Source organism: Shewanella sp. MF08487, assembly GCF_050848685.1.
Classification (GTDB): domain Bacteria; phylum Pseudomonadota; class Gammaproteobacteria; order Enterobacterales; family Shewanellaceae; genus Shewanella; species Shewanella glacialipiscicola.
The window spans coordinates 79,304-104,839 of record NZ_JBOZPB010000016.1 but is presented as its reverse complement, the minus strand read 5'-3'; the positions used below and the strand labels follow the sequence as shown (position 1 = coordinate 104,839).

At 44.5% G+C, this 25,536-nt stretch carries 21 protein-coding genes and 2 pseudogenes; 6 read left to right on the top strand and 17 right to left on the bottom strand.

What is annotated here, in order from left to right; genetic code table 11:
- The 7 genes and pseudogenes from ACRN9H_RS12400 to slyA form a co-directional block, all read right to left on the bottom strand.
- A pseudogene (locus tag ACRN9H_RS12400) lies at positions 1–80 on the bottom strand (IS5/IS1182 family transposase); the annotation flags it as partial.
- A 170-nt stretch (positions 81–250) separates the two neighbouring features.
- A pseudogene (locus ACRN9H_RS12395) lies at positions 251–766 on the bottom strand (hypothetical protein); the annotation flags it as partial.
- Between the two features lie 392 nt (positions 767–1,158).
- On the bottom strand, positions 1,159–2,229 hold the full coding sequence (locus ACRN9H_RS12390) for a c-type cytochrome (RefSeq protein ID WP_432314055.1): 1,071 nt from the start codon (positions 2,227–2,229) through the stop codon (positions 1,159–1,161).
- A 10-nt stretch (positions 2,230–2,239) separates the two neighbouring features.
- Positions 2,240–2,863 (bottom strand): c-type cytochrome, encoded by a 624-nt coding sequence (locus ACRN9H_RS12385; RefSeq protein WP_432314053.1) that lies wholly within the window; start codon positions 2,861–2,863, stop codon positions 2,240–2,242.
- Between the two features lie 348 nt (positions 2,864–3,211).
- A complete protein-coding gene (locus ACRN9H_RS12380) occupies positions 3,212–4,240 on the bottom strand; it encodes a DUF2955 domain-containing protein (RefSeq protein ID WP_432314067.1) in 1,029 nt (342 codons plus the stop codon).
- Between the two features lie 208 nt (positions 4,241–4,448).
- Positions 4,449–5,507, bottom strand: coding sequence for an HlyD family secretion protein (locus ACRN9H_RS12375; protein ID WP_432314051.1), 1,059 nt, complete (start codon positions 5,505–5,507; stop codon positions 4,449–4,451).
- A 7-nt stretch (positions 5,508–5,514) separates the two neighbouring features.
- On the bottom strand, positions 5,515–5,988 hold the full coding sequence (gene slyA / locus ACRN9H_RS12370; RefSeq protein WP_432314049.1) for a transcriptional regulator SlyA: 474 nt from the start codon (positions 5,986–5,988) through the stop codon (positions 5,515–5,517).
- Between the two features lie 221 nt (positions 5,989–6,209).
- Between slyA and ACRN9H_RS12365 the strand changes: the two genes are divergently transcribed.
- Positions 6,210–8,111 carry a methyl-accepting chemotaxis protein gene (locus tag ACRN9H_RS12365; RefSeq protein WP_432314065.1) on the top strand — a complete coding sequence of 634 codons (1,902 nt, stop codon included), beginning with the start codon at positions 6,210–6,212 and terminating at the stop codon, positions 8,109–8,111.
- Between the two features lie 78 nt (positions 8,112–8,189).
- Here ACRN9H_RS12365 and metF read toward each other — a convergent pair whose 3' ends face one another.
- The 3 genes from metF to metB form a co-directional block, all read right to left on the bottom strand.
- The gene (gene metF, locus ACRN9H_RS12360) at positions 8,190–9,074 is read right to left on the bottom strand and encodes a methylenetetrahydrofolate reductase (protein ID WP_432314047.1); all 885 of its coding nucleotides are present in this window, start codon (positions 9,072–9,074) and stop codon (positions 8,190–8,192) included.
- Positions 9,075–9,301: 227 nt separating this feature from the next.
- Positions 9,302–11,695, bottom strand: a complete 2,394-nt coding sequence (locus ACRN9H_RS12355) for a bifunctional aspartate kinase/homoserine dehydrogenase II (protein WP_432314046.1) — start codon at positions 11,693–11,695, stop codon at positions 9,302–9,304.
- Between the two features lie 14 nt (positions 11,696–11,709).
- Entirely contained in the window at positions 11,710–12,870 is a 1,161-nt protein-coding gene (metB, locus tag ACRN9H_RS12350) for a cystathionine gamma-synthase (RefSeq protein WP_432314044.1), read from the bottom strand.
- Positions 12,871–13,081: 211 nt separating this feature from the next.
- Between metB and metJ the strand changes: the two genes are divergently transcribed.
- Positions 13,082–13,396: a met regulon transcriptional regulator MetJ gene (gene metJ, locus ACRN9H_RS12345; protein WP_220774330.1), complete on the top strand. Its 315-nt coding sequence runs from the start codon at positions 13,082–13,084 to the stop codon at positions 13,394–13,396.
- Between the two features lie 130 nt (positions 13,397–13,526).
- The gene (locus ACRN9H_RS12340; protein ID WP_432314043.1) at positions 13,527–14,270 is read left to right on the top strand and encodes a sulfite exporter TauE/SafE family protein; all 744 of its coding nucleotides are present in this window, start codon (positions 13,527–13,529) and stop codon (positions 14,268–14,270) included.
- 102 nt (positions 14,271–14,372) lie between these two features.
- Here the strand turns inward: ACRN9H_RS12340 and nrfD are convergent, their stop codons facing one another.
- The 4 genes from nrfD to ACRN9H_RS12320 all read right to left on the bottom strand — a co-directional run bounded on the left by nrfD (position 14,373) and on the right by ACRN9H_RS12320 (position 19,207).
- Positions 14,373–15,320 (bottom strand): NrfD/PsrC family molybdoenzyme membrane anchor subunit, encoded by a 948-nt coding sequence (gene nrfD, locus ACRN9H_RS12335; protein WP_432314041.1) that lies wholly within the window; start codon positions 15,318–15,320, stop codon positions 14,373–14,375.
- Positions 15,317–15,889, bottom strand: coding sequence for a 4Fe-4S dicluster domain-containing protein (locus ACRN9H_RS12330; protein ID WP_432314039.1), 573 nt, complete (start codon positions 15,887–15,889; stop codon positions 15,317–15,319). The genes nrfD and ACRN9H_RS12330 overlap by 4 nt, the downstream gene beginning before the upstream one ends.
- Before the next feature lie 12 nt (positions 15,890–15,901).
- Complete coding sequence (gene phsA / locus ACRN9H_RS12325) at positions 15,902–18,184, bottom strand: thiosulfate reductase PhsA (RefSeq protein ID WP_432314037.1); 2,283 nt, start codon at positions 18,182–18,184, stop codon at positions 15,902–15,904.
- Between the two features lie 405 nt (positions 18,185–18,589).
- Positions 18,590–19,207 (bottom strand): pentapeptide repeat-containing protein, encoded by a 618-nt coding sequence (locus ACRN9H_RS12320; RefSeq protein WP_432314036.1) that lies wholly within the window; start codon positions 19,205–19,207, stop codon positions 18,590–18,592.
- 204 nt (positions 19,208–19,411) lie between these two features.
- Here ACRN9H_RS12320 and ACRN9H_RS12315 point away from each other — a divergent pair, with 204 nt between their 5' ends.
- The 3 genes from ACRN9H_RS12315 (at position 19,412) to ACRN9H_RS12305 (ending at position 22,286) form a co-directional block, all read left to right on the top strand.
- On the top strand, positions 19,412–19,798 hold the full coding sequence (locus ACRN9H_RS12315) for a hypothetical protein (protein ID WP_432314034.1): 387 nt from the start codon (positions 19,412–19,414) through the stop codon (positions 19,796–19,798).
- A complete protein-coding gene (locus ACRN9H_RS12310) occupies positions 19,785–20,888 on the top strand; it encodes a phosphoribosylaminoimidazolesuccinocarboxamide synthase (protein ID WP_432314033.1) in 1,104 nt (367 codons plus the stop codon). Before ACRN9H_RS12315 ends, ACRN9H_RS12310 begins: the two co-directional genes overlap by 14 nt.
- 939 nt (positions 20,889–21,827) lie before the next feature.
- Entirely contained in the window at positions 21,828–22,286 is a 459-nt protein-coding gene (locus tag ACRN9H_RS12305; RefSeq protein ID WP_432314031.1) for a hypothetical protein, read from the top strand.
- Positions 22,287–22,517: 231 nt separating this feature from the next.
- Here the strand turns inward: ACRN9H_RS12305 and ACRN9H_RS12300 are convergent, their stop codons facing one another.
- The 3 genes from ACRN9H_RS12300 to ACRN9H_RS12290 form a co-directional block, all read right to left on the bottom strand.
- Positions 22,518–23,096 carry a porin family protein gene (locus ACRN9H_RS12300; RefSeq protein WP_432314029.1) on the bottom strand — a complete coding sequence of 193 codons (579 nt, stop codon included), beginning with the start codon at positions 23,094–23,096 and terminating at the stop codon, positions 22,518–22,520.
- A gap of 405 nt (positions 23,097–23,501) precedes the next feature.
- Positions 23,502–24,305, bottom strand: coding sequence for a class I SAM-dependent DNA methyltransferase (locus ACRN9H_RS12295; RefSeq protein WP_432314027.1), 804 nt, complete (start codon positions 24,303–24,305; stop codon positions 23,502–23,504).
- Positions 24,306–24,463: 158 nt separating this feature from the next.
- Positions 24,464–25,240 (bottom strand): EAL domain-containing protein, encoded by a 777-nt coding sequence (locus tag ACRN9H_RS12290; RefSeq protein WP_432314025.1) that lies wholly within the window; start codon positions 25,238–25,240, stop codon positions 24,464–24,466.
- Positions 25,241–25,536 lie beyond the last annotated feature (296 nt).

The following is a 25,536-nucleotide window of genomic DNA, read 5'->3' as shown; positions in this document are numbered from 1 at the left end:
TTGTCATAAACACGGCCTGTGCTTTTCATTAAATGAAATAGCTTTTCCCAGCGTTCATCGGTTAGCATAAGTCTTGGCATGGCTTGAGGTTATGGTTACTTTTGGCGAAGCAAATTATAACGTCTTGCCATGCTGTCTAAAAATCACTCTCGAAAGATCAACAGACCCTAGCCATTGCAACCCAAGATTGAAACCTTTCGTCCATAGTTACCTCTTGAAACTTAACGCCCGTTTAAGTGCATGAGCAACGTTATATAGCTTTATCCAACAGTTCAATCATCAATAAACAAAATGTCTTGTGGCAAACAACAACTTGTTGCTCTATTTGTATATTATTCCGCATCATCAACGCTAAAGATAAGCCAGCAAAGTATTGCCAAAAATAGTCATTCCCATCAAATTTTGTATACTTCGATAGAGTAAGAATGCGGTCTTTAATTGATGGATGTGTATCTGTGCCCTTCCAGTTTCCTTTTGGAGTAATTACAAACAAATAGAATGATGACAACGCTATGCTCATAGCTCGTTTTGAAGAAACTATTTTAGAATCATAGCCATTAGCCAAAGAATATTCTTCAGCCCCAGATAACAAAAACTCACTAGCAAACTTATCACATTCCATCTCTTCATCGTGGATTGAGATTTTGATGTCAGATTTGCCAAACATAATGTGTTTAATTTCATGAAGGAAACAATATGCTCCAGACATACAAATAAGGTCAAAAACCATACTCCCGTCTATATCCGCGGGCTTTCCATCGTATGGTTTGGGAACTTTGTCTAGCTACAAAAATAATAAATACTTTCAACAACATACATTGACAAGCCACCCATAACTAAATTCTCTGTGTACTTTAGATCAACAGATGACACTAATGCTCGAAAGGCGAGTCATGGTGATTTGCGAGACGACCGTCCGCCCCATGGACGGGGCGGTCGAGCATCCAAGGATGGACTGGCTGCGAGTCGACGAGCGAATGCCATGACAAGCCGATAGTAGCGGGCTAAACCACTCAGTACTAATACCCTGAAATCACAGAGCGCTCAGTAGAATTGACCAATAAAAAAGCCAGCAAAGCTAAATACTTGCTGGCTTTTCTGTCTAACTTATTCACTCGCTTTATAACATCACACGAGCACTTAATCTCAGCGGCTCAACTATGACTTTTTAGGAAAAACAGGGTAAGACTCAGTACCTAAAACTTTGCCATCAACACTCAGCCCATAATAGTCACTGTCATTGTGGTATTTCTCCTGCGCCTGCTTCACATCGCCCTTGCTACGCGGATCCTGTGGACGCTCGTGGGAGTTGATATAAGCGGCAACATCCCAAGCTTGTTGGTGAGTCAACTGCATGCTCTTACCAAAGGGCATATTCTCATAAATGAAAAATGCAGCGGTGTTAACTCTGTGCATACCCGCACCCCAGTTATAACTTTGAGGTCCCCACAGCGGCGGTAGTGCATACACGCCAGCAATCGCTTGACCTTGACCATCAACACTGTGACAAGTTTGGCAATGGGCTACATACACCTCTTTACCCCGTTCTGGCGAATAGGCGAGTTCAGGTTTTGGTATTTCAGGATAAGCTCGACCCGGCAAGTTGGCACGCTGCTCAACGGTCATCACATTAGCTAATCCCTCAGGTAGTGGGAAATCTTCACGTTTGGCGCCTTTAAGCAGTTCAGTATCACTCAGCTCAGGGACTGGACCACTGATTTTGGCTTCATCCATCAAGCCGCCCATACCTAACCAATAAGCGTAGGCAGAAAGTGCCACTAACTCAGGGCTACCTGATGCTGGTGCTTTACCATTCATCGAATAGTTAAAACAACCTTGGATACGTTCTTCAAAGCTACTGACTTTATCGTCTTTTTTACGATACGCCGGATAAGCAAAATACGCGCCCCATAACGGTGAGGCATTAGCCTTGCGGCCAGCATCCATATGGCAATTAGTACAGTTAAGTTCATTACCCACATACTTGTCGCGCAGCTGCTGCGTATTAACAAACAGTTGATAACCTAAACGCACCTTATCGCCAAAAGCCCCATCAGGGATTGCACTTAAAGGTCTAGGCGTTAAATAGGTTTGCTCTGGCATTTTAGGGAAAGAAGGTAACGGTGCTTGTTTATCAGGACGCTCTGGTGCCTGTTCCGTTGAAGATGCTTGCGCCTGAAGGGTAAATAATCCCGTCGCAGCCAGTAATAACATTGCAGAATATTTCATGGCCGGTTCCTTATTTCAAATTGGCAAAGTAAGTTGCTAAGGCGTCAACCTCAGCAGCGGTAAGCTTGTTGGCCACATTCGCCATCATGCCATCAACATCACCTTTACGCGTGCCATCTTGCCATGCCAATAACTGTGTTTTGATATAACTGGCTTGTTGACCTGCTAAGCGAGGAAATAAACCACCGCCTAATCCCGAAGGACCATGACATGTCACGCAGGCTGGTAAACCACGAGACCAATCACCTTGGTAAGCTAAACGTGCAGTATCGTCAGCAAAAGTAACCTGTTTACCGCGGATCACTGGCGTAACCTGGGTCTTAACTTGCTGGGCTGAAAAATAGCTGGCGACTTGCTCAATCCCGTCACCTTGAAGCGTCATTGCCATTGGCATCATTGTGGCATTTTGGCGTATGCCCTTTTGAAAATGGTGTAGCTGCGTTGAAATGTATTCCGATGAGAGTCCAGCCAATCGAGGACCAAGCGGTTCAATACCCTCACCTTGTGCGCCATGACAACTCACACAAAGTTGTGCTGATGGAGGCATAACGCCTGTGGGTTGCACAGGAGCATCCGAGGCGGCAGCATAGCCACTGACAAGCGTCAGGCTAATGACCAATGTGTTAATCTTCATTTGCGTTCCTTCAAAAGGGGTGAAGCTCTAAAGCATAGGTGGTTATTATTGTTTATGCTTATTTTCAGCTAAGCATAAAATACAATTACATCTTATTTATTATGCAGTAAAAAACGTATTGATTTATTTTTTGCAGTCATCAACTGCAAAATAGTCGCACTAGTTTAATACCAGGGCCGGATTATACATTGTTAGATTGGTTAACAAACCTATCCAGTCGAACGAATTTCATTCAATTATGGATGATTTATATAAATCAATACTGTCGCATTAAGTCGATTAAAGAACAAAAAAGCTAAATGTTAAGAGAATTTACAAAGCATAATCTCACCCTGAGTTTAATACACACTAATAACCAAAACGAGTTGATTCAAAACGATTCAATATTTTATGGATTAAATAACACATAAATAATGTGGCGACGATGGCAATAAAAATACTGCTCATCCGATAAAGGGCACTAAAGATAAGATCATTGCCTGGAGTAAGATATTGCCCAAATAGAATACCTAAGGTTGTCAGCGCACCAAACCCAACTCCTGAGCCATTGGCTTCTCTAACGTGTGCTTGGCTAAATAGCATTAATCCTATCCACAACAAGGGCACAATCAATAGCAATAACCCAGACCAATCATAAAGAAACAACTGTACTAACACCCCAAATGACACACCAAGTAACGTACCAATGGCACGTTTACGGGCGTAATCTAAGGCGCCATCCCAATGCATAGGAAACAACAATAATAAAGTTGTCGCTTGGGCTGACATAGAGTCTCGTAAATCGAATATTTGAAATATTAGAAAGGAAGCCGTCGCAATACTGGCCCCAAGCAACGCCTCATGTCGCATCCGGTGTGGCGCCTTAGGTCCAGGCTTATAAGCCGCTCTGGGCTCTACATCTGGCCAAAGTGCCATCATTAAATAAGCTATCACCACTGAGAGTACCGTGGCCCAGAAATTACTGAATACTAAGTCATTTAAATCGGTATTTGGGTAGCTGGCAAAATGCAGCATAATGCTCAAACTCAGCACACCATTGGCACCAAATAGAAATAAACTGCCGCGTGACATGGCGGCAAAACGATATAAAAACAGTAAAAAAACAATCGGCGTCATTAATCCTGGATGGCTACCAAAAAAACCACCGAGTAATCCGACTTCAATACCCGCCATTACCGATGAAGCTAATAGCTGACGCATAGCATGGCCGCTCATCACCGGCACTAATCCAAGCAATAGCATAGGTGTGACCGTAAAAAATACGCCATTACTCCAGCCAAAAATTTTGCACAGGGTAAAACCAATGGTGCCTCCGGTTGCAATGCGTAAGCACTGGCGTAAATCGTTGGCAGTCAGTGGACTATGGCGTAATAACAACATACAGCTCGCCTTGTATTAAATTTATTTTCATCGTAAATCTATATCCACAGTGCAGCTTACCTAGATTGGTACTCATCTACATTACAACTCATTTAAATTGATCATGCTTGGGGTAAAACCCCTACATTTAGGGGAAAGCTGAACCCAATAATTAAGTCAGTTTTTTAGAAATAACCTATTTCCGCGGCCAACATGAAGCATAAATTTAATAGATATAATGCAGCACACTAATGACTTTTATTTGTAGCTTAGCTAACAGGCTAAATAGACTATTTTCAGGTAGTAGCTGTACCGTCGCGCGCGCTCCGGCGGGTAAGTTATTCAATGCATTACCCTCTAATACTAAGTGCAACCTTAAACGTTGCGCATCGCGTACCCAACGATCTGATTCTTGTGGCGCAGCTAAACGACCATTCGCATCAAACTGCCCTGCACTCACCCCTGCATCAACACTACTCACTTGCGCACGATAAAGTCGGCCAGGTTCACCATCAAAGGCAATCAAAGCAATAGAAGAGGCAGTAATGCCGCGTAAACTTTTTTCACGAAAATCAGCAATAATATCAACTTTATCTGACACTACAGCTAACAGAGGTTGCCCCACAGTCGCAAAACTACCGACTTCTAACTGCAGGTTCGTCACTATTCCGTCCTGATCGGCACGGATTTGGGTATATGACAGATTGAGCTCGGCCTGAGCGAGATGGTTTTGTGCCTGACGCACCTTAAGGTTTTCTTCGCCATAACTGCCGCGGCTCACCTTAAGTTTTTCTAAACGCGCATTGGCGGCCAGTAAATTAGCTTCGGCAGCAGCGGCATCACTATCGGCTAGCTCCTTTTGCTGCTGCGATACGCCATGGGTGTCATACAGGGCATCGAGACGTTTAGCTTCACTGCGTTTCTGCTGTGAGGTAGTTTTGTTGGCATCAACCTCGGCCTTCGCTGCCAGCAATGAGGCATCTAACTCTGCATTGTCTTGGCGGGCTTGCTCTAAGGCCAATTTAGCTTGAAATACCACTAACTCATAGGGTGCGGGATCGACTTGAAACAGTAAATCATCCTTAGCAACAGCTTGGTTGTTCGTCACGGCTATGGTGTGAATTTTACCGCTGATCTGCGGGGTGACCTTAGTTACCACACGAGTCGCCATGGCCTGAGGTGTTAAGGGCATCACAGTGTCTGCAAACATAAAATAGCCAAATATCAGCACGAAACCGAGCATAGCTATTTTAACTAAGCGGGCAAATTGTTGATCCGGTGTCATCTTTTTCTCACTCAATTATTACCGGCGCGGTGGCCATTTTCGCTAACGCGTTATGGCTAATTAGTCCAATAATGCGTTCAAATTCATTAAGCTCAACGGCACTAATGCCCGTTAGCAATTCACTACGTACTTGAATAATCCGTTTTTCTACTTGCGTTAACACAGCACGCCCCGCTGGCGTCAGGCTCACAATCCTTGCGCGTTTATCCTTTTCACAACTATGGCGGCTGACTAACCCTTGCTCCTCTAATTGACCTAAGGTGCGCATTAAAGACGCTAATTCAATTTCGAGTGCATCGGCGAGCACTTTCTGACTCACATTGTCACCTAAGCGCAATAGCTTCCAGAGCGCCGTCCAGCGTGGATGCGTTAACTCTAGCGGTGCGAGTTCAATATCAGCCACAGTGCGCCATAGCCGATGTAAACGTCCTAGATTTTCTGCCAGCGATAACTCTTTAAGCCGCTCTAGTTCAGTGTGCATGTCATCATCCATTTACTTAGCATGCTAAGCATTATACTTACTTAGCCTGCTAAGTAAATATTTAGAATCAAAAAAGCTTGTGTGCTACAGTTCACAAAATGACCACGAATAAAAAATATCAGTTAAAATGACTTATGCCATCGCAAACGTGCAATGACTACATATTTATAATTGCAAACAGTTAAATAAGATTGATATATCCAACTGGGAAATTTACCGTGATAAACCTAAAAATTAGCTCGAGGATCGTAATTGGCATCTGCTTATTATTGTTAGCAATGATGGGATTTATTCTACCGATCGTACTGTCAGAATTCAGCAATCAAGTTGAAAAGGCCGAACAACGAGAGCTGCAAAAGTTATATGAAACCGCCGTTGCTGAAATCACTTCGTCGGGTAAACTTGCGCAGGCGATGGCAACAATTATTTCATTAACGCCTGAAATTCAAAGTGACTTTGCCGAACAAAACCGTGATGCACTCGCTGCGCGCACCTTGCCGATATTTAAACAACTTAAGCAAGAGTTCAATGTACAGCAGTTTCAATTTCACACATCACCCGCGACCTCTTTTTTACGAGTGCATCGCCCAGAAAAATTCGGTGATGATCTCAGTGCTATCCGTAAAACGATTGTTGAAACCAATACGCAAAAACACTCATTAAGCGGTTTAGAATACGGTGTTGAAGGCTTAGGTATCCGTGGTTTAGTGCCGATGAATTATCAGGGGAAACATACGGGCTCAGTCGAATTGGGCATGTCATTTGGGCAACCTTTCTTTGATAACTTTAAACAGGCCTACCAAGCAGATATTGCTTTGTTATTACCCGAAGGTAGTGGATTTAAACCCTTTGGAGCTACTTTTACGCCAGATACTCAAGCAGTTAGTGAGCTTAAAAGCGTTATGCAAGGCAGTGAAATCATTCGCACCATTAGCTTAAACAACACTTCCTACGCACTATATCGTCACGCCATAAAAGATTACTCAGGACAAATATTTGGGGTACTTGATATTGCGATGGACAGAACGCACACAGAGCAAGCTATTGCTAATATCCGTTTAAAACTACTGCTCATTGGTTTAGCCGCGCTCTTTGTCGGTACGGGTATCGCTTGGTTTATCGCTAAAAGTATTACTCGTCCTATCGCAGAAACCACGTCTGCCATGAACGATATAGCTGAAGGTGAAGGCGATTTAACACGTCGAATTGCGGTAAACACTAAGGACGAAATTGCCGAGTTAGCGCAAGCGTTTAACCGTTTTGTCGAGAAAATTCATACGACTGTTACGCAAGTTTCTGACTCTACAAGCTTACTGGCAACCTCAGCCGAAGAAATGTCGGGTATTACGCGAGAAACCCAGCAAATGGCGCATCGTCAGTATCTCGAAACCGAGCAAGTTGCCACCGCCATGAACGAAATGGCAGCCACAGTTCAAGAAGTCGCTCAAAACGCGACCGATGCCGCTGATGCCGCTAACCACGCCAATGAATCCACAGAGCAAGGTAAATTGGTGGTACAAAAAGTTGTCGCGACGATTAACATCCTCGCCGAGGAGATTGCAGATGCTGCCAGCGCAATCGATGATTTAGAACGTAACACCAATGAAATTGATTCAGTATTAGTCGTTATCCGTAATATTGCCGATCAAACGAACTTACTCGCACTTAATGCAGCAATTGAGGCCGCTAGAGCGGGCGAGCAAGGGCGAGGCTTTGCCGTCGTGGCCGATGAGGTTCGTACCCTTGCCAGCCGTACACAAACCTCTACCTCTGAAATTCAGCAAATGATTGAAGTCTTGCAACATAAAGCCAAGTCTACCGTTGCCGCCATGAAGACCAGTACCGCTACGACGCAAAATTGTGTCGCTCAGGTGCATCAAGCCGGTGAGTCACTCGAAGCGATAACGCATGCAGTATCAACCATTAGCCAAATGAATATTCAAATTGCCAGCGCTGCAAATGAGCAATGTGCTGTCTCGGCAGAAATTAATCAAAACGTAAATAACATCAACGATATTGCCAATAGCTCAACCCAAGCCGCACAGCAAACGGCGCAGGCGGGCGACGAACTGGCACAACTATCTGCACGTTTACAAATTCTATTAGCACAATTTAAGATTTAGCGATTATTCGCCTAAAAACAAAAACGCCGCATTTATTGCGGCGTTTTTTTATCTGACATTTCCTGCATCTATAGCAAATTACACCCGCACGCCTAAGGTATGGCAAATCGCGTAGGTCAATTCGGCGCGATTTAGCGTATAAAAATGGAAGTCTTTCACGCCTTCACGAGACAACACCTTAACCATATCAATCGCCACGTTTGCACCGACTAATTGGCGCGTACCCGCATCGTTTTCTAAACCTTCAAATTGCTTATGTAGCCAACCTGGTAGTGACACATTAGTCATACCCGCAAAACGTTTCAGCTGAGTAAAATTGGTCACAGGTAAAATGCCCGGCACAATTTCAACATCGATTCCCGCAGCAACGCAGCGGTCACGAAAACGCAGATAAGATTCCACATCGAAGAAAAACTGAGTAATGGCGCGGCTAGCCCCCGCATCAATCTTACGTTTAAGGTTAATTAAATCTGCCTGTGCATTATTAGCATCGGGATGTACCTCTGGGTACGCGGCGACAGAAATATCAAAGTCGGCCACTGAGCGCAGCAAACGTACTAAATCAACTGCAAAACGGGTGGGTTTTGCGCTACCAGCAGGTAAGTCTCCCCGTAGCGCCACTATGTCACGCACGCCCGATTTCCAGTAATGCTTAGCCAGTTCTAATAGCTCTTCATCGCTGGCATCGACTAAGGTTAAATGCGGCGCTGCAACAAGGTTAGTTTCCTGCTGGATACGTTCAATCACGCCGTGGGTACGATCGCGCACACCAGAGTTAGCGCCATAAGTTACTGACACAAACTTAGGCTTGAGTGGCTCTAAACGGCGGATTGAGTTCCATAAAATTTGTTCCATTTCGGGGGTCGATGGCGGAAAAAACTCAAAAGAAACATTAATATCGCCATTAAGCTCCGATAAGCTTTGGTTTAGCGACTGTGAATGTTGTGCGTGATGAAAAGCCATGTGTATTTCCTCAACCGCCCTTGGCGCTACTCTTTGCTAATATGAATTAGTTTAAATGGACGTTTAGACGTCTACATGTCCATATACTAGAGAAACTAAGATGTAAGTCAAGTCAAAAAATGCCCACTTCGCGGATTTTATTAGCTGCGATGCAGTAATTTATTTTAGCCAATAAAAAAGGACTCGAATGAGTCCTTCAATAAGTAAGCTGCTTCGATCACTCTCGGCTATTCCTGTAGCAGATCGCGACAGATCTGTGTCAGATCTGATTGCACTGCCGCCGCGGTCACTTCGCGTCCTGCACCCGGTCCACGGATGATCAGCGGGTTACCTTGGTAGAAGACACTGCGGATCACAAACACGTTATCGCCTGGGGTTAAGTTAGCGTAGGGATGATGGACATCAATCCACTGCAAGCCGACTTCGGCTTTTAACTCCGGGCCGCTATTATCTAAAGATGCCACGTATCTGAGTACCTTATTTTGCTCCGCCGCTGCGCCATATTGCTGCAGTAAATCGTTATCTAACTCGCCAATACGAGCCATAAATTGATCTAAGGGAATATCGGCCAAGTCGGCTGGTACGAGTGAGCGTAGTTCAATATCTTCAAGCTCTATTTCAAGGCCAATCTCACGGGCCAAGATAAGCAGTTTACGCTGCATATCGCGACCTGACAGATCGTCGCGCGGATCCGGCTCAGTGATACCTAACCCTCTGGCTTCAATCACTAATTCAGAAAATGGCTTGCTGGTGTCGTATTTCTCAAATAACCAACACAGGGTGCCAGAAAAAATCCCGCCCACGGCCTCAACACTATCGCCGCTGTTACGCAAATCATTGAGCGCATGTTGAATAGGTAAACCTGCGCCACAACTGGCATTATAGCGCCAAAATAAACGGCGATTACCTAACTGCTGCTTTAACTCACGGTAGAAAGGCAATGGGCCTGAGCCTGCGAGTTTATTGGCACTGACAATATGAATGCCGCGCTCAAATAACTCAGGATATTGCAGCGTTAAACTGGCGCTGGCACTGATATCTAAGGCCACCAGCTCATCACATTTAACCTGTTCTAATTGTTCGAACAAATGCTCGTACTGCCACGGCGTTGCCTCGGTATTAAACTCACTCTGCCACGCCGCGAGATTAATCCCTGCGGGTTTAATCAAGGCTTTACTCGAACTAACTAAGCCGACCAACTCAACACTGGCTTCGAGTTCACGGTCAAGAGATGGCGAAACTGACTTAAATAAATCAACCCACGCCTCACCGATATTGCCCACACCCAGCAATAACACGCCAATGCGTTTACGCGGCCCAGCACAGCGGCGATGTACCTTTTGGGTTAACAAATTGACCTGCGACTGCGGCACTAAAGTTACTAAACTTAAGTCGCCGCTAAACAAAGGTTTAGCGTCACGACTCAGTAATCGGGCAAAGCTACGACGATAATGTTCGGCATCGGCACTGACTAATGCCACTAGGCCGAGATCTGTGTTGATCTGCTGCTCGCTGATCCCTAATGCTTGTGCCTCGGCGTCGAGTAATCTTTGAACTTGTTTTTGATTCTCAGCGGTATAGGCCAGCTCCACCCTTTGATGGGCAGACGTCCAATGAGCCAATGGTGTTAAACCCGCGGCTATCAATAAATCTAATAAATGAGTTAACTTGCCAGTAAATTTAAAACCAAATAGCACCACAGTATTGAGGTTAGTGACTACCGGTGCACTCGCCGACGAGCTGTGGGGCGCGATTAAGGTAAAATCAGTGTGCGAGGCATAACTTGAGCGCACCGCTAAACTCACTTCGGTATTAAATAGCGGCTGCAAAGTGCGGCAATGCAATACTGGCGAGCCTAAACGCGCTAGACGGTCGGCTTCGGCAAGTGACATGCTTTTCAATAACTTAGCGTCGTTGATCTTATTCGGGTCAGCATTGAACACCCCTTCTACATCGGTCCAAATGGTCACGCGCTCAATATCGGCAAGGCTAGCAATCAGGCTGGCGCTAAAATCTGAGCCGTTACGGCCAAGTAATAGCGTATCACCACGCTCGTTGGCGCAAATAAACCCTGTTATAACTAGTCGTTCATTTGGGTGCGCTGCTAATAATGCGTGTACTTTAGCGCGGGATTCCTGCAGCCGAATTTGCGGTACTGCGGCTTCATCGGCAATTAAAATGGAACAGGCATCCACATGGCTTGCGGCCACACCAGATTCGCGCAGCAGCGCCGCCATCAAACGAGCCGACCAACGCTCGCCAAAACTGACCACATAATTCACTTGGTATTCGTTATGCTGTTCAAGAGATAACAGGGTCACTAATTGCGATCTATCGGTACTTAAACGCTCACGTAAATCGCGGGCTTGCTCACTGGATAATAGTTGCTCAATTAAACCTTGTTGGTAGCTGATTAAGACCTGTAACTCTTCTTGCCATAATTGTCCTGCATCACGCAGCGACAGTAATTTATACAAGAAATTCGTGCTTTTACCCGCCGCAGACACCACCACTAAATCATCGCTATGACCGTGGGTTAATAGAATATGGGCGACTCGGCGATAACAATCGGCATCCGCTAAACTGGAACCACCAAATTTGTGTAAGTGACAACGTGCCATCGATTATTCCTCTACTAACAAGCCGCAGCTGCGACAAGTCCTGCTTGAATATCTGCAACTAAATCAGCGGCATCTTCAATCCCCACTGACAGACGCAATAGAGTCTCTTTTATGCCAGCCTCAAAACGCGCCTGCGGCTCCATGGCTCTGTGGGTCATAGTCGCAGGCACTGCCACTAAACTTTCCACACCACCTAAACTTTCTGCCACGCTAAATAAACTGAGCGCACCTAAAAAGGCCACAACTTCGGCCTCGCCACCCTTGAGCTCAAAACTTAGCATAGCGCCAAAGCCCTGTTGCTGCTTGGCTGCAATTGCATGGCCGGGATGATCCACAAGACCAGGATAATAGACTTTGCTCACCACAGGGCTTTGGGTTAACACGGCAACAATACGCTGCGCATTGGCTTGATGCTCACGAATACGTACCGCTAAAGTACGCAGACCGCGCAGGGTTAAGTAACTGTCAAAAGCCGACCCCGTTAAGCCTAACGTGTTCGACCACCAATGTAAGCTTTCACCGATTTGTGCATCTTTGGTGACCACGGCTCCGCCAACGACATCGCTGTGACCATTAATATATTTAGTGGTGGAGTGGATCACGATATCAGCGCCAAGCTGTAAGGGTTGTTGCAATATCGGCGATAAAAAGGTGTTATCGACCACCACCAGCGCGCCAACGTCGTGGCTTAATTTGGCAATGGCTTCAATATCGACCACGCGCAATAATGGGTTCGATGGGGTTTCGAGCCACACCATTTTTGGTTTTTGTGCTATCGCAATCGCTAACGCTTGGCTGTCGGTTTGGTCAACCACAATTAGCTTAAACTGGCCTTTTTTGGCTAAGTTGATAAATAAACGGTACGAGCCGCCGTAGCAATCGTGGGGCACAACTAATAAGTCATCAGGCCCCAGCAAGGTGGTGACTAAAGTGATAGCCGCCATTCCTGTGCAAGTTACTATGCCTGTGGCGCCATGTTCTAATTGCGCTAACGCATCGCCTAAAATACAGCGAGTAGGATTACCTGAACGACTGTAATCAAATTCACGGGGCTTTTTATGACCATCGAAGGCGTAATTAGTCGACAAATAAATCGGTGGCACTACTGAACCATATTGAGTATCAGTTTCGATACCCTGACGCACTGCCAGTGTGGCTAATTGACGTTCTGCCATGGATGGGCTCCTAAATTCGGTAGACAGATATAGATGTCTGGACGTCTAAATGTACCTAAGTTCAACGCTATCGTCAATCAATTTAAAGACGTTTAGACGTCTAAACATAAAGAAATCTATTTGCATCACAAAGAAATAGTCGCAATAATTTGACTGTTGTTGGTAAGGGTTTAAAATCTGCCCCGAATTTAGCGTTATAACAGGTGAGTCAATGACTGAATGGAATGGGGAATACATCAGCCCCTATGCTGAACATGGCAAGAAGAATGAACAAGTAAAAAAAATTACTGTGTCTATTCCGCTCAAAGTGCTTAAAGTCCTTACGGACGAACGAACTCGTCGTCAGGTCAATAATTTGCGTCACGCCACCAACAGCGAGTTGTTGTGTGAGGCATTTTTGCACGCCTATACCGGCCAGCCATTGCCGAATGATGAAGATTTGTCAAAAGACAGCCCCGATAGTATTCCTGCTGAAGCCAAGCTATTGATGGATCAAATGGGAATCGAGTGGGAAGATATGGAATAGCGACTCATCGCATTCAGGATCACAGTACTCATCAATAGGGATCGTTATCGATCCCTTTTTGTTTATACCCAAATATCCTCAAGATACATGTTTCAACATCTTGAAGAGTGTTTGAGTATGTAGGAATCCTATGTTTTCAATGATAGACCCACAAACACTTATTTTAGCCTCGGTGGTAGTGTTTCTTGGTGCCATAACCCAGAGTTTGATTGGATTTGGCCTTGCGGTTGTCGCCAGCCCGTTATTGTATATTGTCGATCCGCAGCTCGTACCTGGTCCTGTAATCGCTATGGGGTTCACTATCGCCCTACTGACCTTAATGCGCGAGCGTGGCAATTTAGAATTCAATGGCTTGCAATATGCTCTCATCGGCCGAGTGCCCGGTGGCTTTATCGGCGCGAGCCTGTTGTTGTTTGCACCGCAACCAATATTAGGTTTGTCCATTGCCACCATTGTGACGGTAGCGGTTATTCTTAGCCTGTACAAATTTAGCCTGCCTGTGAATAAAAAAACGCTTTTCGGTGCAGGGGTCATCTCAGGAATTTTCGGTAATATCGCCGCCATTGGTGGCCCACCAATGGCGATACTGTTAGCAGGTAAAGATGCCTCACAGTTTCGCGCAGCCCTATCAGCCTTCTTTATTTTTAGTTCCGCCATCGCTATGGCTATTTTGGCTATCACTGGCTTATTAGAATTAAAGCATCTGTGGTTATCGTTAATGTTACTACCTTCGGTGATTTTAGGTTATTTGGTCGCAGGGCGATTAGTGGGCCGCGTCGATAAAGATAAGACTAAAATGGCAACTTTGATTCTTTGCAGTATTAGTGCCTTAGTATTAACGGTGAAATCAGTTATTGAGCTATTAGCGCAATAAGCTGTCCTTTACAGGTAAAATACCTTTGCATTCTGGTAATAAAAAAGCACTGAGATTATCAGTGCTTTTCTTTATCCATCAATATCTAAATCACGTTAACACTCAGCTTAAATAGCTTTGCCCTGCGTACACAATAAAGTGCCTTAAGGCGAGTACACCCGTCAAGCTAGCACACGCCACCATAATCATTGCCCCCTTAGTGTGGCGAGTTGCAGCAGGTAACAGCATAAACAGCAGCGGAATACCAAAGCCAATTCCAACAACGCCTACCCAGAACACGCTAGCCCATAAACCAGAACTTAACGATGCTAACGCCGCAGCCGCCGCGCCGCCTTTAAAGTACAAGGCGCAAAACAGCATGAACAGTAACAGAATTTCAATCGCCATTACGGGTAACTCTAAACCATGCATCTTGACTAAGGTTTTATCGTGGCTATCGGTTTTAAACATCACTAATGCCAATAGCGCATTCGCCGCGGCTCCCGCTGATAGACCTGATACTAAAAACAGTGCCGGTAATACCGCAGTATTGAGCATTGGGTAAGCATTCATCGCCGAAATTAAAAAGCCAGTATAAGCACCAACGCCAATCGCGAGGACAAACAGCAGCACTTCAATCAGCTTTCGAAATGGCATCAGTAACTTAGCGACGGGGGCGAGAAAACCCAAACCCCATTTGGGTAAGTCATCACGCAACACTATCACCGCATAGGCGAAAGCTAAGGGCGAATAAGCCAGTAGCGCTAACACCCCAATCGCCATCACAGATTGGAAGTTATAGTGAATTAAAATCAGCCAGAAGTGGAACGGCTTGGTTAAGTCAAACACTAAGCAAGCCAAGCCTAAGCTAATCGCCACAGGACCAATAATGGCCGCCGCTTTGAGAATACTGCTTTCTGCACCGACGCTCAGCTCCTTATTCGCCCAGCGTAAACCTATACCAATCAATAAACTGCCGGCAGATAAACCCGCCATAAATAAGTAGACGGCGATGACCCAGTGCCAAGTGACGGGATCATATTGCGCCATATCGCCCCAAGTGTTGTTCATAATCCAATCCCCCCTCTTTTGGTAGGAACGCGGTAAACCCTAGGCTTAGTGCCTAAATGGGTTTTATCTTGATAGGTTATTTTAGTGTTGAGCATGATGGCGACTTCACTATGTGGATCATTAGCATCGCCAAACACTAAGGCATCGGTTGGACATACCGTTACGCAGGCAGGTTCTTCGCCACGCGCTAAACGCGTATCCTTACAGAAGTTACACTTATCCGCCGCCTTGGTTTCTGGGTTCATAAAGCGCACTTTATAAGGGCACGCTGCCACACAGTACATACAGCCGACACACTTCTCGGTATGGATAGAGATAATGCCATCTTCACCCACATAGGCCGCGCCTGTTGGGCACACCTTAACGCAAGGTGCATCTTCACATTGCTGGCAAGATACCCTGTGATATTTGAAATGCAGATTGGGCATCTCACCAAAGGGACCTTCCACACGCACTTGCAGACGAGTTACGCCTTCGGGTACGCCATTTTCACTGCGACACGCCACGTTACAGGCTTGGCAGCCGATGCACTTATTCTCGTCGTGCACCATTACATATCGTTTATTCATTTAAGCCTCCGATTAGCGCTTTGCCAGCGTAACGCCCGTGGTGTGCACAGTCATGCCACACACAGGAGCCGTCACGTGCGGCAGTAAGTTACCGCAGTGGATACCTTTGCCCGTTGCTCTGACCAACTCTTTGTTTTTAGAGCCAAAGCCCATGTAAGCAAACACTGTATCTTGGCGAATGCCCGGCGTGACTAAGGCATGGCCTTCTTCTGTGCCAACACTGCTGGTGAGGCGGATTGGGTCGCCATTGCTGATCCCTAACTTGCCCGCAGTGACGGGGTGAACCCACACAGCGTTATCCGACATCAAGTTCGCGAGCATAGGCACATTGTGGGTGGCGCCATTGGTGTGCACCGCCACTTTGCCTTGGATAAAGTACAACTCATCTGCTTTTTTAAGATGCACTTCGCGGAACTTGATCACCCCACGGCCCGGTGCCATGGCTTCGACTTTCGCGGAGGTGAGTTCAATCTTGCCACTCGGGGTTTTAAAGGTGAGTGCACTGGCGAAAGTGCCGTCTTCATCGGCAGGTCGCGCATTGGGGTATGCCTTAATAAACTCGGCAACCATCTTAGGCTCGCACAACATAATTGGCTTACCGAAGCTCACAAAACCTTCGTCTTTGATCCGGCGCAGCAGGTCAGTGTCGCGGTTCACCTGCAGCATTTGCAGGGTTTCCATGTTTTCCCATGGATAGAACTCGCCAAGGCCCATAGCCACACCCACATCCTTAAAGATCTGCCAAGAAGGCTTAGTATCACCTAAGGTTTCAACCACACGTTGGCGCACATAATAGGCGGGATTTTTACCGGATTTGTCGGCAATTTCTTCGTCACGTTCAAGGTAAGTTGACTCAGGTAAAATCACGTCCGCATAGGCGGCGGTTTCGCTGATATACACATCACACACGGCGATAAAGTCGAGCTTTTTCATGGCTTCAACAACGCGCGCCCTGTCTGTCATGGTTTGCATTGGATTAGTGCGTGACATCACCCAGCCGTGTAACTGGTAAGGCACAGCGCTTAAGGTGGCATCGAGAATGGTTTGGTAAACGCCGCCCGATGTCCACATCATGGCGTACTGTTCTTCCACTTGATCGATTCGTTTCGCTGCTGGTTTTGGCATGTCTTTCACGCCAGGTTTTGCCAATACGGGCGCAACCGCATCACCGGCAAGCTTGTTGTAATCACCGGGTTTCTGGCCGATATAAATCCCGCCCTTGCGCTCAATATTACCAATCAAGACGTTAGCGGCGTACAAGGCGCGGCGCATCTCAAACTCTTCGGTGGTAAAGGTGGCTCTATGGCCAAAATCCACCACGGCATGGGGCGCCTTGGCGGCATATTCATGGGCAATGCGGCGAATATCTTTAGCTGGCACATCAGAAATCGTTTCAGCCCATTCAGGGGTATAGGCTTTAACCTCAGCGGCAAAGGCTTCAAAGCCTTCAACGTAGCGTTCAACAAACGCCTTGTTATAAAGGTTATCTTCAATTAATACATGACATAACGCCAAGGCAACGGCCACATCAGTACCGGGACGAATGGCGTACCACTCATCAGCCTTATCAGCCACAATTGAGAATCTTGGCTCAAACACTACCAGCTTGGCACCTTTGTCCATTTGCGCCGCCATCATGCCGCGGGTTTCGGACATATTGATGCCTTCGTACAGGTTATGGCCGAAGTTAATGATGTATTTTGAATTACTTAAATCGCGCTTAACCTTAGTACCAAAGATGGCCTTAGCGGCAATCTCATAACCACCGGGGCAAGTCGAGGCATGGGTAAAAGTATTGGGGCTACCAAAAGCGGTCGCGAGGTGAAACAAATGCTTTTCTTGTGAGCCAGATTTAGACGAGAACGCCACAGCCTCTGGGCCATATTCTTTTTTGATTTTATTTAAATTATCCGCAATTAAACGGTAGGCTTCATCCCAACTAATCTCGGCCCATTTACCTTCGCCACGCTCGCCAACCCGCTTTAACGGTTTAACAATACGCTGCGGATCGTACAATAAACTATGGCCTGCGCCGCCGCGGGCACACACTTTACCGCCAAAGGCTTTAGCAGCTTTATTACCACTAATAAAAACGTTTTTACCCTCAATTACCCGCGCCGAAATCGGGCAACGGGTCGAGCACATCTCGCAAATACTGGCAATATCTTTGCCCATGCCCTTTAGCTGCTTATTCTCTAATGCGGCTAAGCTACCGGGCAGCAAACTGGCTAACGCGCACGTTGCACCGCTTGCCCCCGCTCCCTTTAAAAAGGTCCGCCTATTAAGCTCAATCATGGTTACCTCCATCACGCTCATCCCACCCGTCAGTCGCCATTTATGGCGCCATCGAGCAGAGGTTTGCTCACTGATTTGATTACTTTTTTAGTTATAAAGCGTTAAAACAGCGCCACCATATCTTCAAAATACACGGCATACGCTGAATACACGGCTCATCCACAGAGATTGTTATCCCGAAAGAGGTAGGTGGGTATTGTGGTAAACCACATGGGGAAGCTCGGTGTGATCTAAGGCAGCGAAAAGCTAAAATTAATCTAAAAAAACGTGAATAAGATCAATAGACTTGCTGAGGGCTTTTAGAGAAAAAAGATGATATTTTTTTATAAAAAATCACCTTTGATAAACATAAAAAATTATAAAAATACTTTAAAAATAATTAGTTAATACTTATTCAACCACATTTTAATCTACAAGTTCTATATCGAGGCAGTTGAGCAGCCGAATCGCTTCGTCGCGGCTAAACTTAGCGCCTTTGATTTTATTGTTAAAAATGTCGATATCGTAATTGGAGGCCTCACTAAAATCGGCTTCAAGTAACTGGCTACGACCAAACAGACTATGACTAAAATCCGTGTAGGTGAAATTAGCTTGGTTGAAACTGCCCTCGCGAAAATCCACATCATGGGCCTTGCATTCTTCAATGATGATTTCATCTAATGACAAACCTAAAAAGGAACAGTCATTCAAGATGCATTGTTTAAAAGAAAATGGCGCAGCAAAGGCTAAACGCGACCATGCGGCGCGGGTCCAATCTATGCCAACTAATTTACACTCTTCAAACTCTACCCCGCTAAACTGACACTGAGGCACTTTAACTAAACTCAAGTTACAGCGCACAAAGCGGCAATCGATAAACTTACACTTACGAAAAATACTCTCGCTAAAATGACAATCTTGAAAGCAGCAATCTTCAAACTCTATTCCTTGCCACTCCTGTGCAATTTCGGACAAACCATTAAAGTGTTTTGATAAAAAATCATTACCCTGAAAAGCCACACTGGGCCCTACTAGTGGCGACATATCAGCCTATCCTCTTGATATTATTTATTTTAGTCATTTAATCCATTATGATTTTAAGTGTGACTATCTCCACGCCATCATACAACCGCTTTATGTTATTACGCAGTTTTACCCGATGAAATATTTAGCGACATAGCCTAATTACCTTGTAAAACGCACACATCTACACAAATAGCCGTGGCAAATTTGGTCAAAAAAGGTAGAATGTCGCCACTTTTTCGCGGCAGTCTAGAACAAGGTTCTCTCGGATTAATGGTGAGCATTTTCGAGCAAAATACTACGGCAATCGCCCCCTGCGAACCACGCTCAATGTGGTGCCAACCTTGCTTTGCGTTTGCTCTTCCTCAAGCATTATCTCCTGCAGACACCATTCAAACGCCGCTCACCAATAAGATTATTACTGCTGAAAATTTAACATCAAATCCCGCAAACTGGCTCAGCGCTTTACGCCCTAAGCCAAGCGCAAATAATAAAGCGGTTGCAATGAATCAGGCTGTTACTAACACCACTGCCCATCTGCAAACCGATACTTATAAAAACCTAATCCCTACACTCTCTACCCTAAGGAATACTCGTCATGAGTCTTGCTGATTCCGTATTAGCTATCAATAACGATTTGCCTATCCGCACCGACAGCCCAGTCCACAGCGGCAAGGTTCGCAGCGTTTACTGGCTCACCGATGCTGACAGTCGCCGCTTAATTACTACTAAGGGTTACAACGTCCCTGAAGATACTCCGCTTGCTATCATGGTGATCAGCGACCGTATCTCGGCCTTCGACTGCATCTTCCACGGTGAAGGCGGCCTCAAAGGTATTCCCGGTAAAGGCGCGGCATTAAACGCGATTTCTAATCATTGGTTTAAACTGTTCGCCGAAAACGGTCTAGCCGACAGCCATATTTTAGATATCCCACACCCGTTCGTATGGATAGTACAAAAAGCCCGCCCAATTAAAGTTGAAGCCATTTGTCGCCAGTACATCACCGGCTCAATGTGGCGCGCTTATTCAAAAGGTGAGCGAGTATTCTGTGGCATCACACTGCCTGAAGGCTTAGAAAAAGATCAAAAGCTACCAGAGCTATTAATCACCCCATCGACTAAGGGTATTTTAATCGGCATCCCAGGCGTACCCGCCCAAGATGATGTGAACATCAGCCGAGCCGATATCGAAGCCAACTACCAAGCCTTTGGCTTTGAAAAGCTTGCTGATATTGACCTGTACGAGAAGCTGTTAAAAGATGGCTTTAAGGTGATTTCAAAAGCACTGGCCGACATTGATCAAGTGTTTGTCGACACTAAATTTGAGTTCGGCTATGTCACCGACAAAGACGGTAATTCAAAACTTATCTATATGGATGAAGTCGGTACTCCAGACTCATCACGCATTTGGGACGGCGCCGCCTACCGTGATGGCAAGATTTTAGAAAACTCTAAAGAGGGGTTCCGCCAGTTCCTGCTAAATCATTTCCCCGATCCTGATGTATTGCTAAATAAAGACAGAATGCCAGAGCGTGAAGCCCTAGCTCGTGATAATGACCTGCCATTAGAGGCCATGATGCAAGTGTCACGCACTTATACCGGCGTTGCCGAGAAAGTGACTGGCGCCCCAATCCCACTGCCAGCGAATCCAAAGGCAGATATCATTAAGATACTCAAAGATGAGTATCATTTGATTGTTTAATCAGATTTTGGTTTTTATCAAAACTTAAATAGAAAAGGCGCTTAGGCGCCTTTTTGTTTAAGTCATTCACAAACTTAACCAATACATCGCTGATAATTAAGCACTGTCATTCCAGTGACACGCCATAAACTCATCCATGAGGGCTCAACGACGGCATCCATGCCGTCAACGGTCACTTACATGCCAATGCTTAATCCCGCCAACCCATCTAGCAATCTGTATGCCTTTTCACAAGCATACACTTTGCAAATTTAACAATGGGTGGCTCGTTAAAACCCTATCCTCCTTGGTCGGGTGTGGGGTGAAACCCCACGACTTTGATTCACCTCGGCCGTAAGGCCGCAATGACAGACAAAGATAGGACATGCATAACTCTCTTGGGATTGCGGCCAACACAGCGGCAACAGAAGGTCACCTCCCCTCTGAGTTGCCGCAGGGCATTTGCGTTCGTTGCGTGATCGAGGCATGGTAGTTCTCGAGCCTCCATGCACTTCACGATATTCAGGCATCCTGCCTATCAGATGCCGAGATAGCGTCAGTCGAATCAGGGACGAGCGTCTGACGCGATAGCATAAGAGCGCGCTAATTGCCGAAGGGGCTTTCAACTCCTGGTTGATTGTTTATAAATAGGAAGGAGGATAGGACGAGCAGTCCTCCTTGGTCGACTCTTTATTAAAAAATCAGGGGGGGTGAAACCCCACGACTTTGATTCACATCGGCCGCAATGACAAACAAAGATGGGATTTACATAGCTCTCATGGGATTGCGGTCAACACCGCGGCGTCAGTAGTTCACCTCCCTCGGAGTTGCCGCCAGGGGCTGATATTTAGGAAGCGAACCTTCTGGAGAAGAAACATGGTGTTGAGTACAAAGTGGTACAGTGAGATTTTGTTGGTATTTTGTATCTAAGAGACATTAACTGAATTAAGAGGTATTTCCATGAATAAAATGTTATTGCTAATTTTATTGATAATATCAGGTTGTTCACATCATAATGTTACAGATGATGAAGTTATAAAACATTATTACGATAATTCAGTTCTGTATAATGAGCTAGCAAAGCAATCGTGTTCTCAATTTGAGGTTCTTGCTAGTAGAGAAATCGTAGAGATTACCAGCAACGATAAGAAATACCCAATTATAGCTAATAATTTAAAACAACTAGAAAGAGATTCTATTTATATTGACCGGAGAGATGGAGAATGTAGTTTACAACTCATTTATTTTGGTGAGGGTGCTTTTAATACAGTCACCGTCTTTTATTTAAATTTCAACCTAAAAAACCCCAAGTTATATGATGATAAAACTGATAAAGCTAGCGTGAGAGATAAGATGAAACGCTATTATTTTGATATGCCACTGTCAAATGATTGGTACTTCTCCTATGAAACTTACTAATTAACCCACTCTAGCTCCCTTAGATTTAATTATTTTATAGTATCTAGTGTTAAAATAAGTTAAATATTAGCTCTACCTAAAACGCCTGATGAATCTCATTGGGAATTTTGTATTTTAAAATAAGCGAAACAAAATAAAATTTACAATAAAAATAAAATCAAAGTAAAAAAGGCGTAACACTTAAAGTGTCACGCCTTAATAATTAAACTATAAGTATCAAAACACTACTAATTAGAAGCGATATTCAACACCGATACTCGCTTGATTAAAGTCTGTATCTGTTTTTCCGCCATTGGCGACATTATCAACATTAATATCTGCATCATACCAAGTGTACTCAGCATTAATTAAAAATCGATCTGTGACTTTAAATGCCACACCGGCGCCGACAAATACACCTTCGCCATCGTCATTGCCAGAAAAACCGACGACGTCATAATCTGTCGAATACCATAACTGACCACCTTTAGCGTATAGTTCTACTCGGTCTACAATAGGAAGCATGACTTTAAGGGCTGCAGTATAACCATCGGTTTCGGCATTTGCTAAACCATTACCATAGTCACCAAAGTTAATGTAACTACCTTCAAGAGCAAGGTATTTATTAAACTTATAACCCACAAGGCCCTGCATTACATCACTATTATCATCAAAATCATCATCGCCATCGACTTTTAAATAACCGTAGTTAGCGCCGACATAGATTCCGTTTTCTGCGGCATCACTGTTGCTCATGTTATCAGCATGAGAATATACACTAAAAGAGGCTAAAGAAATCACAGCAGCTAAAGTTAGAATTTTATTTTTCATAAAGAACTCCTTGTTAATTATTTAAATACACTAGATACAATACAAGAGTAATGCCAAACTTAATTAACTAATGTTTACAAAAAAGAATAGCCAAACAAAAAACAAAGGAAATCAAATGATTATAATAAAAAATATGTAATATAAATTAAATAGGAAACACTTACCAAGACCTATATTAGTCTCATAATCATATAACGCTATCGCGACTAAACGCTGTCTAAATGTATTTATTGCCTATGCATTTGTAACTATTTCCGAGGTAAAATAGCAACACAACAAACAAGCTACATTTAACTATATTATTTATCATTTATATTAATGAAATAATATAAATAATAAATAGGCATAACTCTTTATTTAACTGACGAGCAAGCTATACCCAGTTGTCAAACCTTCAACAGAAGATTAAATCTTCACGCAAACAAATAATGCATTACCGGATACACAATCCCACGGCACGATTTTTTCATAATCATGTTCAAAAATATGTACGTCAAAATAAGGGGCTAACAATTGCTGTAACTCAGTAAAACTGGTGGCGACCATGGTATGTTGGTCTTGCCATAGTTCTATCTCTTGCAAACCTGCATCTAGTGTATCAAATAGTGGTAAAGCGTCTGCTAGACTAGCCGTAAACGGCTGGCGACTTTTGGCAATATTCAATTTTAAATGCTGTTGCTCGCCTTCGCCGCCATAATGCCAACCGGACTCAAAAGCAAAATGATGAGCTGCAAACTCGGTAAAATGTTTAACCGAAGTGCTGTTATCGATTTTGTGTTTATCAACACTATTAAAACAGAATAAACCACCGTCGTTGAGCGCACTGTGCACGCTGGCAATACAACTTTTAAGGCGCTCAATACTTTGGCTGTAATGGATAGAATATAAAAAACAGGTAATCAGGTCGACGCGCTGTTCAAGGTAAAAAGTGGTCATATCTTGGAGGTTAAACTGAGCTTCAGGACAACGGCGCATCGCCATATCAAGCATAGGCTGGTTGATATCTAAACCGCTACATTGGTAGCCAAAGTCGATAAAATGCCGTACATGCGGACCCGTACCACAAGCTAAATCAAGGTGCTGATAGCCATTATTACCTAAGAATTGTTGTAAACGATGAACGCTAGCACTCTGCTGTTGATAGTTGATATCGCTGCACATTAAATCGTAATAAGCGGATAAATCGGTATAGAGCGCATTAGAAGACATAGTAGCGGAACATTCACGGGGCAATTTTAGGTGGCGCATGATATATCAGTTCGACCACATCAGAAACAACCAATTGCCAATCGACAGTTACAGCACAAGTCGCGGTGATGGAATACATCTTAATCTAAGTGCCTCGCTACAGTAAAAGCTAACGCATTTTACGTTAGCGCATGAAAGTTGAGCTCAGCATAAGTACTCAGATGCTCAAGTTGCGGTTTAGCAAAGTAGTAGCCTTGAAAATATTCAATCCCAATGGCAGCGAGATAATTAAGTTCAGCTTCAATCTCAATGCCTTCAGCTAATACTGTGGTGTTCTGCTCAAGGCAAATACGTAAAATATCATCAACGACTAACTGTTTAGCGGGTTCTAAATGAATATCGCGGATTAAATTCATATCCAATTTTAATACGTGTGGGCGTAAGGTTTCCAGCCAACTGATATCAGCATAACCACTACCAAAATCATCAATAGCCGTAATAAATCCACGTTTGGCATAACTTTCAAAAATACGGATCAATTTATTAAGGTCAACGATTTGCTCGCCTTCGATCACTTCAAACATGATTTTTCGGATATCAAAGCCATATATATCAGCGGCTTCAATTGTCGCGCGGATACAAGTTTCAGGGTTATAGACCGCATTGGGTAAAAAATTGATACTGAGCATTTTATCGAGCCCTAGCCTTGAAGCCGTTTCTATCGCTTTAACGCGGCAAGCCTGATCAAAATAATATTTATTTTCGTCATTAATTCGTTCAAATACCCATGCGGCGCCCTGCCCATCAGGGCCTCTAACAAGGGCTTCATAGCCACTAATCTGCTGACTCGGCCAATGAATAATGGGCTGGAATGCCATTCTAATTTCAAATCCTAGCGACTTGCCACTTAAGCAATCCATGCAAGTTTGTTGTTTTATACGTGCGGGAAAATCCATAAACGGTCTCCTTAATATGGCAGCTAGTTAGTGTGAGGATAAATTGTTAATTTTGCCAGTTTTTACTGTTCATCATGCAATAAAATCCGCCGCTATAAAATGTAGGCTTTTAATGATGAGCACTTAGCGCATTCACGTCAAACACCATACAAAGTGGAATAGACCTGCACTGGATTCATCGTCTTATCTAGAAAACTTAACAAATGTAAATGATAACGAATATCATTAACCAAGCCATCTACTTACGCTATATTGTGCGCACATAGACATTTCATCCTACAAAATCAGGTTTAACG

Bases quoted from the DNA above. Each gene is read 5' to 3' on its own strand.
- ACRN9H_RS12385 (WP_432314053.1), bottom strand. From the start codon at position 2,863: ATGAAGATTAACACATTGGTCATTAGCCTGACGCTTGTCAGTGGCTAT.
- metF (WP_432314047.1), bottom strand. From the start codon at position 9,074: ATGGCTTTTCATCACGCACAACATTCACAGTCGCTAAACCAAAGCTTA.
- metJ (WP_220774330.1), top strand. From the start codon at position 13,082: ATGACTGAATGGAATGGGGAATACATCAGCCCCTATGCTGAACATGGC.
- ACRN9H_RS12340 (WP_432314043.1), top strand. From the start codon at position 13,527: ATGTTTTCAATGATAGACCCACAAACACTTATTTTAGCCTCGGTGGTA.
- ACRN9H_RS12305 (WP_432314031.1), top strand. From the start codon at position 21,828: ATGAATAAAATGTTATTGCTAATTTTATTGATAATATCAGGTTGTTCA.
- ACRN9H_RS12290 (WP_432314025.1), bottom strand. From the start codon at position 25,240: ATGGATTTTCCCGCACGTATAAAACAACAAACTTGCATGGATTGCTTA.
- ACRN9H_RS12300 (WP_432314029.1), bottom strand. From the start codon at position 23,096: ATGAAAAATAAAATTCTAACTTTAGCTGCTGTGATTTCTTTAGCCTCT.
- ACRN9H_RS12310 (WP_432314033.1), top strand. From the start codon at position 19,785: ATGAGTCTTGCTGATTCCGTATTAGCTATCAATAACGATTTGCCTATC.
- metB (WP_432314044.1), bottom strand. From the start codon at position 12,870: ATGGCAGAACGTCAATTAGCCACACTGGCAGTGCGTCAGGGTATCGAA.
- ACRN9H_RS12295 (WP_432314027.1), bottom strand. From the start codon at position 24,305: ATGTCTTCTAATGCGCTCTATACCGATTTATCCGCTTATTACGATTTA.
- nrfD (WP_432314041.1), bottom strand. From the start codon at position 15,320: ATGAACAACACTTGGGGCGATATGGCGCAATATGATCCCGTCACTTGG.
- ACRN9H_RS12315 (WP_432314034.1), top strand. From the start codon at position 19,412: ATGTCGCCACTTTTTCGCGGCAGTCTAGAACAAGGTTCTCTCGGATTA.
- ACRN9H_RS12390 (WP_432314055.1), bottom strand. From the start codon at position 2,229: ATGAAATATTCTGCAATGTTATTACTGGCTGCGACGGGATTATTTACC.
- slyA (WP_432314049.1), bottom strand. From the start codon at position 5,988: ATGCACACTGAACTAGAGCGGCTTAAAGAGTTATCGCTGGCAGAAAAT.
- ACRN9H_RS12355 (WP_432314046.1), bottom strand. From the start codon at position 11,695: ATGGCACGTTGTCACTTACACAAATTTGGTGGTTCCAGTTTAGCGGAT.
- ACRN9H_RS12320 (WP_432314036.1), bottom strand. From the start codon at position 19,207: ATGTCGCCACTAGTAGGGCCCAGTGTGGCTTTTCAGGGTAATGATTTT.
- ACRN9H_RS12375 (WP_432314051.1), bottom strand. From the start codon at position 5,507: ATGACACCGGATCAACAATTTGCCCGCTTAGTTAAAATAGCTATGCTC.
- ACRN9H_RS12330 (WP_432314039.1), bottom strand. From the start codon at position 15,889: ATGAATAAACGATATGTAATGGTGCACGACGAGAATAAGTGCATCGGC.
- phsA (WP_432314037.1), bottom strand. From the start codon at position 18,184: ATGATTGAGCTTAATAGGCGGACCTTTTTAAAGGGAGCGGGGGCAAGC.